Annotated in this window: 10 protein-coding genes and 1 pseudogene; 6 read left to right on the plus strand and 5 right to left on the minus strand. The window is 70.9% G+C overall.

The features are described from left to right. Positions 1 to 7: 7 nt before the first annotated feature. Genes CU044_RS20335 through CU044_RS20350 form a run of 4 tightly spaced genes read right to left on the minus strand, consistent with a single transcriptional unit; the run spans position 8 to position 4,932 of the window. Positions 8 to 1,156, minus strand: a complete 1,149-nt coding sequence (locus CU044_RS20335; RefSeq protein ID WP_129770145.1) for an XdhC/CoxI family protein — start codon at positions 1,154 to 1,156, stop codon at positions 8 to 10. Next, positions 1,149 to 3,347 (minus strand): xanthine dehydrogenase family protein molybdopterin-binding subunit, encoded by a 2,199-nt coding sequence (locus tag CU044_RS20340; protein WP_129770146.1) that lies wholly within the window; start codon positions 3,345 to 3,347, stop codon positions 1,149 to 1,151. The genes CU044_RS20335 and CU044_RS20340 overlap by 8 nt, the downstream gene beginning before the upstream one ends. Further along, positions 3,344 to 4,336 (minus strand): xanthine dehydrogenase family protein subunit M, encoded by a 993-nt coding sequence (locus CU044_RS20345; RefSeq protein ID WP_129770147.1) that lies wholly within the window; start codon positions 4,334 to 4,336, stop codon positions 3,344 to 3,346. Before CU044_RS20345 ends, CU044_RS20340 begins: the two co-directional genes overlap by 4 nt. Next, the gene (locus CU044_RS20350; RefSeq protein ID WP_129770148.1) at positions 4,333 to 4,932 is read right to left on the minus strand and encodes a 2Fe-2S iron-sulfur cluster-binding protein; all 600 of its coding nucleotides are present in this window, start codon (positions 4,930 to 4,932) and stop codon (positions 4,333 to 4,335) included. The genes CU044_RS20345 and CU044_RS20350 overlap by 4 nt, the downstream gene beginning before the upstream one ends. 282 nt (positions 4,933 to 5,214) lie before the next feature. Between CU044_RS20350 and CU044_RS20355 the strand changes: the two are divergent. Continuing rightward, positions 5,215 to 5,796: pseudogene (locus CU044_RS20355) on the plus strand (TetR/AcrR family transcriptional regulator); the annotation flags it as partial. 128 nt (positions 5,797 to 5,924) lie between these two features. On the opposite strand, the gene CU044_RS20360 reads toward CU044_RS20355, so the two are convergent. Beyond that, positions 5,925 to 6,776 carry a helix-turn-helix transcriptional regulator gene (locus tag CU044_RS20360; RefSeq protein ID WP_129770150.1) on the minus strand — a complete coding sequence of 284 codons (852 nt, stop codon included), beginning with the start codon at positions 6,774 to 6,776 and terminating at the stop codon, positions 5,925 to 5,927. Positions 6,777 to 7,230: 454 nt separating this feature from the next. Between CU044_RS20360 and CU044_RS20370 the strand changes: the two genes are divergently transcribed. The 5 genes from CU044_RS20370 (at position 7,231) to CU044_RS20390 (ending at position 13,449) form a co-directional block, all read left to right on the plus strand. Continuing rightward, on the plus strand, positions 7,231 to 7,911 hold the full coding sequence (locus tag CU044_RS20370; RefSeq protein WP_129770152.1) for an epimerase: 681 nt from the start codon (positions 7,231 to 7,233) through the stop codon (positions 7,909 to 7,911). Positions 7,912 to 8,242: 331 nt separating this feature from the next. Continuing rightward, complete coding sequence (locus tag CU044_RS20375; RefSeq protein WP_129770153.1) at positions 8,243 to 9,229, plus strand: ketoacyl-ACP synthase III; 987 nt, start codon at positions 8,243 to 8,245, stop codon at positions 9,227 to 9,229. A gap of 114 nt (positions 9,230 to 9,343) precedes the next feature. Next, positions 9,344 to 11,023, plus strand: coding sequence for an NAD-binding protein (locus CU044_RS20380; RefSeq protein ID WP_275670204.1), 1,680 nt, complete (start codon positions 9,344 to 9,346; stop codon positions 11,021 to 11,023). An 8-nt stretch (positions 11,024 to 11,031) separates the two neighbouring features. Beyond that, positions 11,032 to 12,129 (plus strand): Gfo/Idh/MocA family oxidoreductase, encoded by a 1,098-nt coding sequence (locus tag CU044_RS20385; RefSeq protein WP_129770154.1) that lies wholly within the window; start codon positions 11,032 to 11,034, stop codon positions 12,127 to 12,129. 12 nt (positions 12,130 to 12,141) lie between these two features. Further along, positions 12,142 to 13,449, plus strand: a complete 1,308-nt coding sequence (locus CU044_RS20390; RefSeq protein ID WP_129770155.1) for a radical SAM protein — start codon at positions 12,142 to 12,144, stop codon at positions 13,447 to 13,449.

Below are 13,449 nucleotides of genomic sequence, written 5' to 3' on the forward strand. Positions count from 1 at the left end.
CACCGGCTCATGCCGCCGCTCGGGAGCGGACCTCGCCCTCTTCCCTTCCGTCCACGTCATGGTGGATGGGCGTACCCGAACCGGTCAGCGGAACCCCTGTCCCGCCCCGGCGCGCCGCGATGATCTCCGCCGCGATGGACAGGGCGGTCTCCTCGGGGGTGCGGGCGCCGAGGTCGAGGCCGATCGGAGAGCGCAGGCGGGCCAACTCGCCGTCGGTGACGCCGACATCGCGCAGACGCCGGTTGCGGTCCTCGTGCGTGCGGCGCGAGCCCATCGCGCCGACGAACGCGACCGGCAGCCGCAGGGCCGTCTCCAGCAGCGGCACGTCGAACTTGGCGTCATGGGTGAGCACGCACAGGACGGTCCGTTCGTCGGTCGCGGTGCGCCGGAGATAGCGGTGCGGCCAGTCGACCACGAGGTCGTCGGCCTCGGGGAAGCGGACGCGGGTGGCGAAGACCGGCCGGGCATCGCACACGGTCACGTGGTAACCGAGGAACTTGCCCGCCCGTACGAGCGCCGTCGCGAAGTCCACGGCGCCGAAGACGATCATCCGGGGCGGCGGCACCCTCGACTCCACGATCAGTGTCACGCCGCCGGGGCAGCGCGATCCGTCCTCCGCGATCTCGACGGTGCCGGTGCGGCCGGTGTCCAGCATCGCGCGGGCTTCCGCAGCCGCCGTCCGGTCCAGTTCCGGGTGTCCGCCGAGGCCGCCCTCGTACGATCCGTCGGGACGGACGAGCAGCGCACCGCCGAGGAGTGCCTCCGGGCCCCGGGCCACCCGGGCGAGTGCCGCCGTCTCCCCCTTGTCCGCGGCCGACACCGCCGCCCGGAACACCGGCGCGTCCGCGCGGACCGGCGTGATGAGGACGTCGATGACGCCGCCGCAGGTGAGCCCCACCGCGAAGGCGTCCTCGTCGCTGTATCCGAACCGTTCACGCACCGTCCTGCCGTCCTGGAGCGCCTGGACGCACAGGTCGTACACCGCTCCCTCCACACAACCGCCGGAGACGGAACCGATGGCGGTGCCGTGACGGTCCACGGCCAGGGCGGCACCCGGACCGCGCGGCGCGCTGCCGCCGACGGCCACGACGGTGGCGACGGCGAAGTCCCGGCCCTCCTCGAACCAGCGGTTCAACTGCTCGGCGACATCAAGCACTCCGGGCTCCTCCGGCCGCCGCGCTCCGGGTTTCCCCCGCCGCCCGCAGGACACGGTCCGGACGGATCGGCAGCTCCCGGTGGCGTACGCCGGTCGCGTGCCACACCGCGTTGGCGATCGCGGCGGCGACACCCACGACACCGATCTCGCCGATGCCCTTGATCCCGACCGGGTCGTCCGGGTCCGGGTCCTCCACCCAGTCCGCCTCGATGAGCGGCACATCGGCGTGCGCGGCGAAGTGGTAGCCGGCCAGGTCGGCGCCGACGTGGCCGCCCGATTCCCGGTCCCTGACCGCTTCTTCGTGAAGGGCCATGGACAGCCCCCAGGTCAGTCCGCCGATGAACTGGCTGCGGGCGGTGAGCGGGTTGACGATCCGGCCCGCGGCGTAGATGCCGAGCAACCGTCGTACGCGTACCTCACCGGTGGTGACATCGACCGCGACCTCGGCGAACTGCGCTCCGAAGGAGTGCCGTTCCTTCTTCGCGAGGGCGCCGATGGCCTCGGCGGTGTTCGACCGGGCGGTGATCCCCTCCGGCGGAACGCTGCCTCCCAGGGCCAGTCGCTCCCGCAGTTCGTCCGCCGCGATCGTCACCGCCCACGCCCAGGAGCGCGTGCCCATCGAGCCGCCGGCGAACATGGCCGGGCCGAGATCGCTGTCCGCGATGCGCACCCGGATCCGGTCGGGCGCCACACGCAGCGCGTCCGCGGCGACCGAGGTCATCGCCGTCCGCGCGCCGGTCCCGATGTCCGCCGCGTTGATCCGCACGGTGAAGGTACCGTCCGGCTCGGCGGTCACGGCCGCCGTGGACGGGCCGGCGCCCGACGGGTAGGTGGCAGCCGCCGTTCCGGTGCCGAGCAGCCAGCGCCCCTCACGGCGCACACCAGGACGCGGGTCACGGTCCGCCCAGCCGAACCTGCGGGCGCCCTCCTCGAAGCAGGCGAGCACATTGCGGCTGCCGAACGGCAGCCCGGACACGGGACCCGTCTCGGGTTCGTTGCGCGCGCGCAGCGCGATCGGGTCCATGCCGCACTTCTCGGCCAGTTCGTCCAGGGCGGATTCGAGGGCGAAGGAGCCCGGTGCCTCGCCCGGCGCGCGCATCCAGGCCGGGGTCGGCACGTCGAGCCGTACGAGCCGGTGGAGCGTGTGATGCGCGTCGGCGTCGTACAGCACACGCCCCAGCACGGCGCTGGACTCGACGAATTCGTGCACGGTCGACGTAAGACTCAGTGCCTGGTGGTCGAAGGCGCGCAGTCGGCCGTCGGCGTCGGCGCCGAGCCTGATCCGCTGCGCCGTGGGGCTGCGGTAGCCGACGAGAGAGAACATCTGACGGCGGGTCAGCACGACACGCACCGGGCGGTGGAGGACGGTCGTGGCCATCACCGCGGCCACTTGGTGCGGGCTGAGCCCCTTCGATCCGAAGCCGCCGCCGACATGTTCGGACCGTACCCGTACCGAGGCCGGGTCGAGGGAGAAGAGCTTCGCGAGTTCGGACGCCACCCAGGTGCTGCCCTGGTTGGAGTCGAGGACGTCGAGCCGCCCGCCGTCCCAGCGTGCCGTCGCCGCGTGCGGCTCCATCGGGTTGTGGTGCTCCTCAGGAGTGGTGTACTCCTCGTCCACGACGACGGCGGACGCGTCGAGCTGGGCCGCCAGGTCCCCCTTCTCCGTCTCCGCCCGGACCATCGGGTTGCTCTCCGGCGTGTACACGCCGGAGTGTCCGGCGAAGAAACCGACGTCGTGCGGCTCCTCGTCGTAGCGCACCACCAGCGCCTCGGCGGCCTCCCTGGCCTGCTCGGACGTTTCGGCCACGACCAGCGCCACCGGCCATCCCGAGAAAGGGACACGGTCGTGCTGGAAGATCCCGAGAACCGGGTTCGGCCGCCCCACCATGCCCACGTAGTCGGTCTCGACACGCGGTGCGTTCCCATGGTGCAGCACGGTGAGGACGCCGGGCATGGCCAGGACGGGGGCGTCCTCCACGGAGCGGATACGGCCACGGGCCACGGTCGACAGCACAAGCCAGCCGTGGGCGAGTTCAGCGAAGGGGATCTCTCCGGCGTAGCGGGCCGCCCCGGTGACCTTGTCGCGGCCCTCCACACGGGTGCGGGCGGAGCCGACGGCTCCCGTCACGGCGGAGTCTCCGGTCGCCGTGGCCGTCGTCCTCGGGGACGTCGGGGTTGTCGGCGTGGTCATCGGGGTGCCTCCTCGGTGAGTTCGGTCAGCACGGCCACGACGAGGTTGCGCGTCAACGTCACCTTGTATCCGTTCTCGGGAAGCGCCTCCGCTGCCTCCAGTTCGGCATCGGCCGCGGCGGCGAACGCCTCCGCGCTCGCCGGACCGCCGATCAGTACGCGCTCGGCCGCGCGGGCCCGCCACGGCCGGGACGCGACCGCCCCGAACGCGAGGCGCACGTCGCGTACGACACCGTCCCGGACGTCGAGCGCGGCGGCGATCGAGCCGATCGCGAACGCGTACGAGGCGCGCTCGCGCACCTTCCGGTACCGCGAGTGGGCGGCGACCGGGGCCGGCGGCAGTGTGACGCCGGTGATCAGCGCGCCGGGCGGAAGGGCGGTCTCGATGTGCGGGGTGTCGCCCACGGGCGGATAGAACGCGGTGATCGGCGACTCGCCCGGCCCGTCCGCCGTCTCATAGGAGATGACGGCGTCGAAGGCGGCGAGCGCGACGGCCATGTCCGAGGGATGGGTGGCGACGCAGTGCTCGGAGGCGCCGAGGATCGCGTGGTTGTGGTGCTCACCCGTGAGCGCGGGGCAACCGGTGCCCGGTGCGCGCTTGTTGCACCGTTTGCTGAGATCGGTGAAGTAGCCGCAGCGGGTCCGCTGGAGGAGATTCCCGCCGACCGTGGCCATGTTGCGCAGCTGTCCCGAGGCGCCGGCCAGCACGGCCTGCGCCAACGCCGGGTAGTGACGGCGTACCTCGGGGTGGGCCGCGAGATCGCTGTTGGTGACGGTCGCGCCGATGCGCAGCCCGCCGTCGTGCGTGAACTCGATCCCGTCGAGGGGGAGTTCCCGTATGTCGATGAGCAGCGCGGGCCGTTCCACACCTGCCTTCATCAGGTCGATGAGGTTGGTGCCGCCGCCGAGGAAACGGGCCTCGGGGGCGCCGTCGAGCAGGGCGACCGCTCCGGAGACGTCGAAGGCGCGTTCGTAGCCGAACTCCCTCATGCGGCGGTCTCCTTGACATCGTTCCGGGTCTCGGTCTCGGCCTGGGCCGCTTCCGCCGCCCGCGCGACGGCCTGCACGATCGACACGTAGGCGCCACAGCGGCACAGGTTGCCGCTCATCCGCTCGCGTATCTCCTCGGCGGTGAGTGCGGGCACCCCCGCTTCCGGCCGGACATCGTCGGTCACGGCGCTGGGCCAGCCCGCCGCGTGTTCCTCGATCACCGCGAGGGCCGAACAGATCTGCCCCGGTGTGCAGTAGCCGCACTGGTAGCCGTCGAGGTCGAGAAAGGCCTGCTGCACCGGGTGCAGTCGCTCACCCTCGGCGACGCCTTCGATGGTGGTGATCGCGCGCCCCTCGGCCGCGACCGCGAGCTGAAGGCAGGACACCGCCCGGCGACCGTCGAGAAGTACCGTGCAGGCGCCGCATTGGCCCTGGTCACAGCCCTTTTTGGTACCCGTCAGATCGAGATGCTCGCGCAGAGCGTCGAGCAGGGTGGTGCGATGGTCGACGGGGAGTGTGTACTTCTCGCCGTTGATGTTCAGGGTGATGGCGCTGTGCGTCGAGGTGGCGGCTGCCGATGAGGGGGGTGGGGCCATGATCAGCCTTCTTTCGCGTTGCTGATACGCGTCGAACGAGACGATCCGGGGGACTGTCCGGACGGGAGAGGACGCAGGTCGGCCACACTGGCCGGATATGCCGCTATGGTGAACCTAAGCGGACAATTGTCCGCTCACCATCGAACCTAACGGACAGCTGTCCGGTTAGCAAGGCGGGGCTTGGCCGTTATTCCGGGGCGAGGACTGGCTCTGATTCCGGAAGGATGACGAGCACGGCCGGAAGGAGGAGGACGGGTGCGGCCGGAACCGGAAGGAGGACGAGTGCGGGAAGAGCGAGTACGGGACGAGACGACTCTGCGCTCGGACGCGCAGCGGAATCGCGAGCGCATTCTGGACGTCGCGCTGGCCGAGCTGACGCGCGCCGCTGACGCCCCGCTGAGCGCGATCGCGAAGAAGGCGGGCGTCGGCCAGGGGACGTTCTACCGGAACTTCCCCAACCGCGAGGCCCTCGTCCTGGAGGTCTACCGCTACGAGATGCAGCAGGTCGCCGACACCGCCGCCCAACTGCTCCAGACCCGCGCACCTGACCGGGCCCTGAGGGAGTGGATGGACCGGCTGGCCCAGTACGCCATGGCCAAGGCCGGCCTGGCAGACGCGCTGCGCAATGCCACCAGCACGTACGGCAGCCTGGCGCAGCTGGGTCACGACCCGGTGACCCGGGCGGTCACGCTCCTGCTGCACGCGAACGAGGAGGCAGGCACCATCCGCCCGGGGCTGACCTCCGACGACTTCCTGCTCGCCATCGCCGGGCTCTGGCATCTCGACCCGCGCAGCGACTGGCAGCCGCCCGCGACGCGACTGCTGGACCTCGTGATGGACGGGCTCCGGGCGGGGGCGCCCGGAGCGGGCGGATCCGCGACGGTCGGCCCCGAGGCTGCGGTCGGCCCCGAGGCGGCGGACGGCCCCGAGGCGGCGGACGGGCCCCCGGCGGACAGACCGGGGGCCGGACGGACTTGAGGCAGGGCCCCGGATCATCGGGGCACGTCCATGCGCTGCGTGCCGATGACCGACAGCAGCCGCAGCGCCTCCTCGGACGGCGAGCCGGGGGCGGCGGTGTAGATCACGACCCGCTGGTCCCGGTCGGTGATGTCGAGGGTGTCGCAGTCGACGGTGACCGGGCCGACCAGCGGGTGCTGGAAGGTCTTGCGCGGAGTGGGCTCGGCGGACACATCGTGGGAGCCCCACAGCCGGGTGAACTCCTCACTGCCGGCGAGGAGTTCGTCCACCAGCCCGGTCACCTCGGGATCACCGGGGTAGCGGGCGGCGACGGCGCGCAACTGCTGGGCCGAGGCACGGGCGAACGCGTCCACGTCCGACACTCCGTACAACCGCTGTCCCCGCGGGGACGGATCGAGGAAGGTACGGCGTACCAGGTTGCGGTCGCGTCGCGACACGGCCGAGAAGTCCTCCATGAGGGCGGCCGCGAGATCATTCCAGGCGATGACCTCGTACGTCGCGGACGTCACGATCGCGGCGGCCTGCGGCAGTCGGCGCAGCAGGTCGAGGATGCTCTGCCGCACCTCGCGCGAGGGGCCGGGCGGAGGGCCCGGCGGTGCGCCGGCGAGGTGGTGGAGGTGGTCGCGCTCGGGGTCCGACAGGCGCAGGGCCCGCGCCAGCCCGGCCAGCACCTCGCGCGACGGGCGGGGGCCGCGGGCCTGCTCCAGCCGGGTGTAGTACTCGGTCGAGATATACGCCAGCTGCGCCGCCTCCTCGCGCCGCAGCCCCGGGGTACGGCGGCGCGGCCCGGCGGGCAGGCCCACGTCGGCGGGGGTGATCCGCTCGCGCCTGCTGCGCAGGAAGGCGGCCAGTTCTTGTCTGTCCACACCCTCAGTGTGCGCGCGGGCACGGTGGCTATCCAGGTACCGCCGGTGCCTGGATAGCCACCGCTGACGGGCGCAGGCTCGCTGCCATGGACCACACATCACCACCCACCTCCGACACGCGCACCGGCACACCCGGCGACACGCGCACCGACGTCACCACCGACACCGGCCGGGGCCTGCTGGCCGGCAAGGTCGCCTTCATCACCGGTGCCGGCCGTGGCATCGGCGCGCCGGCAGCCGGATCCCGGGTACGGCCCCGGGATCTGACTCCCCGCACCGTCCGGCGCGAGTACGACAGCGCGGCCGGGACACATGCCCGGCGTCGCTGTTCTCAGCGACACTCCGCTGATACCCGCCATGGGCTCCGACAACGACCGCGAACGCCGCCGTGCCACCATGGTCGCCACCGCGATCCCGCGTGCCTGTCCGTCAACCCCCCTCCCCGGAGCCCCCTGTGAACGTCGTCATCTTCGGAGCGTCCGGCATGGTCGGACACGGTGTGCTGCGTGCCTGCCTTCTGGACCCCGCGGTCACCAGCGTCCTGGTGGTGGGCCGCGGCCCGCTCGGCATCAGCCACCCCAAGCTGCACGAGGTCATCCACCAGGACCTCGCCGACCTGTCCGCCCTCAGCGGGCAACTGGCCGGCCTCGACGCCTGCTTCTTCTGTGTCGGCGTCTCCGTCGCCGGGCGCACCGAAGCCGAATACACCCGTATCACCTACGACTTCGCCCTCGCCGCGGCCTCCGCCGTTTCCCGGCACAACCCCGGTATCACGTTCGCCTACGTCTCCGGCGAGGGCACCGACAGCACCGAACGCGGCCGCTCCATGTGGGCCCGCGTCAAGGGACGAACCGAAAACGCACTGCTGGCCATGGAGATGGACGCCTACATGTTCCGCCCCGGCTACATCCAGCCCCGCCACGGTGCCGTCTCCAGGACCCCCGCCTACCGCGTGATGTACACCCTCACCTCCTGGCTCTACCCCCTCCTGCACCGCATCGCGCCGGGGCACACCACGACCACCGATCACCTCGGCCGCGCGATGCTCGCCGTCGCCCGGCCCCACGCGGCCCGGCCCGGCGCGGAGATCCCCCGCGTCCTGGACAGCCGGGAGATCAACCGCCTGGCCGCGTAGCGGCGGTGTCGCGTTCAGCGTGCCGGCCTTCGTCATGAAGGCCGGCACTTTGGCCTGGGCGGACGCGGACCGGCGGGACTCCTGAGGGGCGCGAGCTGCGTAGGGGCTCATAGGGGTTGTAGGGGATGAAGTTCATCCTCCCCTCTTCGTAGGATGGCTTTGCCCGAGGGAACACGGAAAGGCGGCGTACCGGAAGCCGCGAACCACCAGGGGCGGCGGATTCTCCGAATTCGCCCGTCCGTCATGTGTTCCGCCCTCGGCTTCGCACTGTCCTGGAAGGGGACACGAGGAGCGAATCTCTGCCAGCGCTGAGGGCCCAGGGAGGTCTTGTATGCCGGTCGGTGTCTTAGGGGTTGGATTTCATGTTCCTGAAGTAGTCATCGACAACGCGTGTATCAGCGAATGGGCGGACACCCCGGAGGACTGGGTGGCCCGGCGCACCGGAATTCACGAGAGGCGTTACGCGCCCGCCGGGGTGGCGACCTCCGACCTCGCCTACGAGGCCGTCACCGACCTGCTGAGCAGAACTCCCGGGATCGAGCGGGACATCGGCCTGGTGATCGTCGCCACCGCCACTCCCGATCAGCCGCAGCCCGCGACGGCCGTGGGCCTCCAGGGCCGCCTGGGCCTGGAGGCGGCGGCGTCCTTCGACATCAACGCCGTGTGCTCCGGCTTCGTCTACGGGCTGACGATCGCCGACGCGCTGCTCTCGACATCCTCCGCCTTCGGTACGTACGCCCTCGTCGTGGGCGCCGACATGTTCTCCTCCGTCATGGACCGCACCGACCGGAGAACGGTCAGCCTCTTCGGTGACGGCGCCGGGGCCGCGCTGCTCGGGCCGGTGCCGGAGGGGTACGGAATCAGCGCGTCGCGCATGGTGGCGCACGGGAGTCTGCGCTCACTGGTGGAGGTGCCGGCCGGCGGCACCAGAAAACCGCTGACCCCCGAGGCGCGTGCCGCGGGGGAGCATCTGTTCAAAATGGACGGAAGGCCCGTCGCGGAGTACGCCCTGCGGGCGCTTCCCGAGGTCGTCGGCGCGACTCTGGCGGACTGCGGGCTGTCGATCGAGGACATCGACCGGTTCATTTTCCACCAGGCCAATGTGCGACTGCTGGAGAACATCACGTCCGAACTGAAACTGGACCCGGACCGCGTTCCGATGACGGCCCCGCAGTACGGCAACACCGGAGCGGCCTCCATTCCCATCACGATGCGGGACGCGCAATCACGCAAGCCGTTCCAGCGCGGTGAGCGAATTCTCCTGGCGGCAGTGGGAGGTGGAATGACAGCGGCGGCCACTGTTCTGACCTGGTTCTAGTTCTGTCTTCCGCTGGATTCCCCCCACCGGATTCACCCCCGGATTCCGCCGGATCCCTCCGGACGGTTATTTGCGATTGATCGCGCCTGAGAACTGAGAAGAAGAGGTTGGAAAGTGACAGTCTTCGAAACCGAGTCGGTAGATGACGCGCTCAATGGCCAGGTGGCCGCCGGGCCCCCCGAGGGCCTGAGCGAGCCGCCCGAGGGTCTGTACGAGGTGCTGGACGGCCGGATGACCTGCGACGAACTCCACGACGTCATCAGGTCGGTGCTCCACGACGACGGCCGGCCCACGGCGGAACACACGCTGGAGGTCCTCCAGCCCGGGAACTACCGGGTGCGGCTCGGCGACAGCTGCCTGGAGGTCCGGAGCCGTCCGCTGCCCGACGTCGCGCCCGAGACCCTTGACCACATCCTGCCGGCGACGGGCAGCCGCCGGGTGCTGCTCACCACCTCCGGCCCCCTGCCCGACGACATACGTGCCCTGTTCGTCACCCTGTTGGAGAAGCTGACGCTCCGGGGCCAGTGCTACAGCGAAGCGGAGATCGATTCCATCGTCCGGGCCATGCCGCTGGTCGACCGGTACGCCACGAAGGAACCCGCCCTCGCCGACTGGGCGTTGATCTTCCGCGACCACTACGTCGAGAACAGCGTGGGCTTCCTGCTCGGCATGGAGCGGGCCGGTCTCGACCCGAACTGGGTCTTCGCGCTCTCCAAGGGCGACCGGACCCTGCACCGCAGCCGGGTCCACGCCTGGTTCCTGAACCACGGCTATCTCAGCGACGTACTGGACAACTCGGTCATCAACGACACGGCCGACCCGGCCGCCCAGGCCTACGCGCTCGGCGTCAGCGAACGCGTCAACGCCTTCATCCGGCAGGCCCACGCCGCCGGCCGCAAAGTGCTGGTCATCGATGACGGCGGGCTGCTGGCACAGGGGTACGGAGCGGACGGACAGCTCACCGAGTACATCGACGCCGCGCTCGAACTGACCGTCAGCGGTCTGAAACGCATCGCCAACGCCCCGGGCACACTGTCCATCCCCGTACTCAACATGGCCCGCTCGCGGCTGAAGACGATGCTCGGCTACAACGAGATCGCGGACTCCTGCGTCCGGCGCCTGCGCGCCATCCTCCCCGGCGAGAAGTTCATCGGCCGGCATGTGCTGATCCTCGGCTTCGGCACGCTGGGAGCGCGCGTGGCGCACGCGCTGCGGGCTCTCGGCTGCCGGGTGAGCGTCGTGGACACCGACATCCTCGCCCTCATCACAGCCGCGGAACACGGCTTCGAGACCTACACCACCGCCGCCGAGGCGCTGCGCGGCCACTCCCCGTTCCTGGTCATCGGTGGCACCGGAGAGCTCGCCATCACCGCGGAGGATCTGCCGCTGCTGCCCGACGGCGTCTATCTCGCCGGATTCGCCACCAAGGACTTCAGCATCCTCAGCGAGGGACACGCGGGGGCCGAGCCGACGGTCGTGCCGTACGTCGGGGTGCGCTACGTCCTCCCCTCCGGAGCCGTGGCCACAGTGCTCGGCGACGGCCGTTCGCTCAATCTCTTCGAGTACGAGGGGATCGCCAACCGCGGCTACGACGCCTACCGGGCGGGAACGCTGATCGCCGCCAAGGTCCTGTGCCGGGAGATCGGTTCGCTCGAACCCGGCCTCCATCTGGAGCCGGTGGACCGGGCCATCGACGAGGCCGAGCTGTTCCACGCCTACTACCGTGAGTACCTCGCCGGGAAGCAGCACCGACCGGCCGCGCCCGAGCACCTCCTGACCGCCACCGCCCTGTGACAGCGCGCATGTCCAGGACACATGTGTGCGTGGTCGGCCACGGGGTCGCGGGCCGGCTGCACGAGCGGTTGCTGAGCGCCCTCGGACACCAGGTCAGTGTGGTGGACCCGCTGGCCGGCGCGCCCGGCACGGACGCCCCCCGGTACGGCCGCGTGGCGGACGTACCGCGTGACGTGCCCGTCGACGTGTGGTCGGTGTGCTCGCCGACCGCGACGCACCTGGAGACCGTGGCGGAGGTGCTCGCCCGGGACCCGGCGGCTCGGCTGCTGGTGGAGAAGCCGGTCTGCCGCCCCGGCGAGGAGGCCGGTCTCACCGCGCTGCTGGCCGAGTACGAGCGGGCCCGACTGGTGGTGATGAACCAGTACGGGCACGCCCAGGCCGGCGCCGTGCTGCGCACTCTGAAGAAGGAGTTCGCGCCCGGATACCCGGTGAGCGGCGTCCGGGTCGGCTTCGGCAAGGACCGCAGGGAGGACATCGCGGCCGGCCGGTTCGTGGACCACGACTACGGGGTCTTCGGCTACGAGTGGCTGCACATGCTCGCTCTGGTCGGCGGCGTGCTGCCGGCCGGCGTGTACGACCGGTACCTGCGCACCGACCCGGCCGAGCACGACGTACGTGTGGAGGCCGACCCGGAACTGACCAGCACCGCCGCCTATGAGACCACCACCGTCGACGACCTCACCATCGAGCTGTACTCCACCATCGTGGGGCCCGACGCCCATCCGCTCGTCCCCACACCGAAATGGATGGGGCCGGCCCCCGAGGGCGCGGAGAGCAGACAGCGGCTGGTCGAGATCACCGCGGGACCGGTGCGGTTCACCGTGAAGCTGGATCCCGTGACGCTGCTCGACGGCTCACCGATGGCGCGCAACACGCACTGGCTGGCCGTCGAGGGACCCGACCACCGGACGGAGTGGTTCTTCCACGACTCCCCGATGGACAACGCGCTGCGGTGGTCGATGGACGCCCTGCTCACCGAACCCGCCCGCCCCGAGGTCGACCTGCGGCCGATTCGCCGCATCAGCCGACTCGCCGAGGTGGCCCGGTCCCGCGAGGGGCTGCCATCCACGGCACAACCGCATGCCACCCCCTCCGCCCGTCTGTGAGGTCACACGCCCATGAGCCGAATCTGCCTGGTGGTCCCCAGTAACAAGTTCGACCAGTACTTCATCCAGATCCCCCTGGACATCCTCATGGCCGCGGGCCAACTGCGCGCGGAAGGCCACGAGGTCACCGTCTGGGACCAGCGGCTGCAGGACGCGCCGCCGGGTGGCGACGACCCCGACATCCTGCTGATCTCCTCCGCCATCGCCGACCGCGCCCAGTGCTACCCACTGGACCTGGGCCCGATCAGGGCCGCCACGGACGTCGCGAAAGCCCGCTTCCCCGGCGCCCGCACCATCGCCATCGGGCCGCACGGCACCCACCTGCCCGAGGCGACCAGGCTCGACCTCGGGGTCCAGCACGTCGCCCTCGGTGAGGCGGACTCGGCGGCCGTCCAGGCCGTCCGCAGCCTGACCGCCGGCGTGACGGCCCCGGTGCTGTCCGGCGATGTCGCGCCCGCCTCCCCGCTCGCCATCGTCGGGGACCGCCCGAAGCCGTACCCGAACATCCCCCTGGAGGAGTTCGCGCTCCCCGCCTACGACCTGGTTCCCCTGCGGAACTACACGGCCGAGGTCATCGTCGACGGGCTGCCCCAGCCCGGCCCCTGCGGGATGGTGCTGGCAGCCCGCGGCTGCACGTACGGCTGCACGTTCTGCCATCTGCCGTTCGGCAACCGTATGCGGATCCAGCCCGTCGACCGGGTCATCGCCGAAGTGGAGGCCCAGCAGACGGCCGGCCTGGACTTCCAGTTCTTCCTGGACTACGTCTTCGGAATCAACAAGACCTTCTACACCGACATCTGCCACCGTCTGCGCGGCCAGGGAGTCGGCTGGGTCGGCCAGACCCGCGCCGAGATCGTGCTGAAGAGCGATGTCACCGAATGGGCCAGGGCGGGCTGCCAGGGCATGTGGCTGGGCGCCGAGTCGCCCGCCGTGGCCGGCACGGGCGTCCACAAACGCGTCAGCGAGCAGCAGATCCACGACGCCGTGCTCAAGCTGAAGGACGCCGGGATCGTCCCCTTCGCGTTCATCCTTCTCGGACTCCCCGACGACGACGCCTGCATGTCCGACTGGCTGGTCGACTGGGCGGGCGGCGTCCCCGGATGGTTCGGCATCAACCAGCTGTTCCTGCGCCCCGGGACCAGCCTCTACGACCAGCTCGCCCCGCAGTACAACGACGGGGTGATGCCCACGAGCTGGCGCGAGATCCAGGACGTGACCCGGCGCTACCGCGAGCGCTACCCGGCCGACCTGGACGACCAGGAACGCCGCCTCACCACACTGCCGAACTACCTGGGGAACGCCATTGTCCCGGTCGGGTGA

This window comes from Streptomyces sp. L-9-10 (assembly GCF_004151105.1).
Taxonomy (GTDB): Bacteria; Actinomycetota; Actinomycetes; order Streptomycetales; family Streptomycetaceae; genus Streptomyces.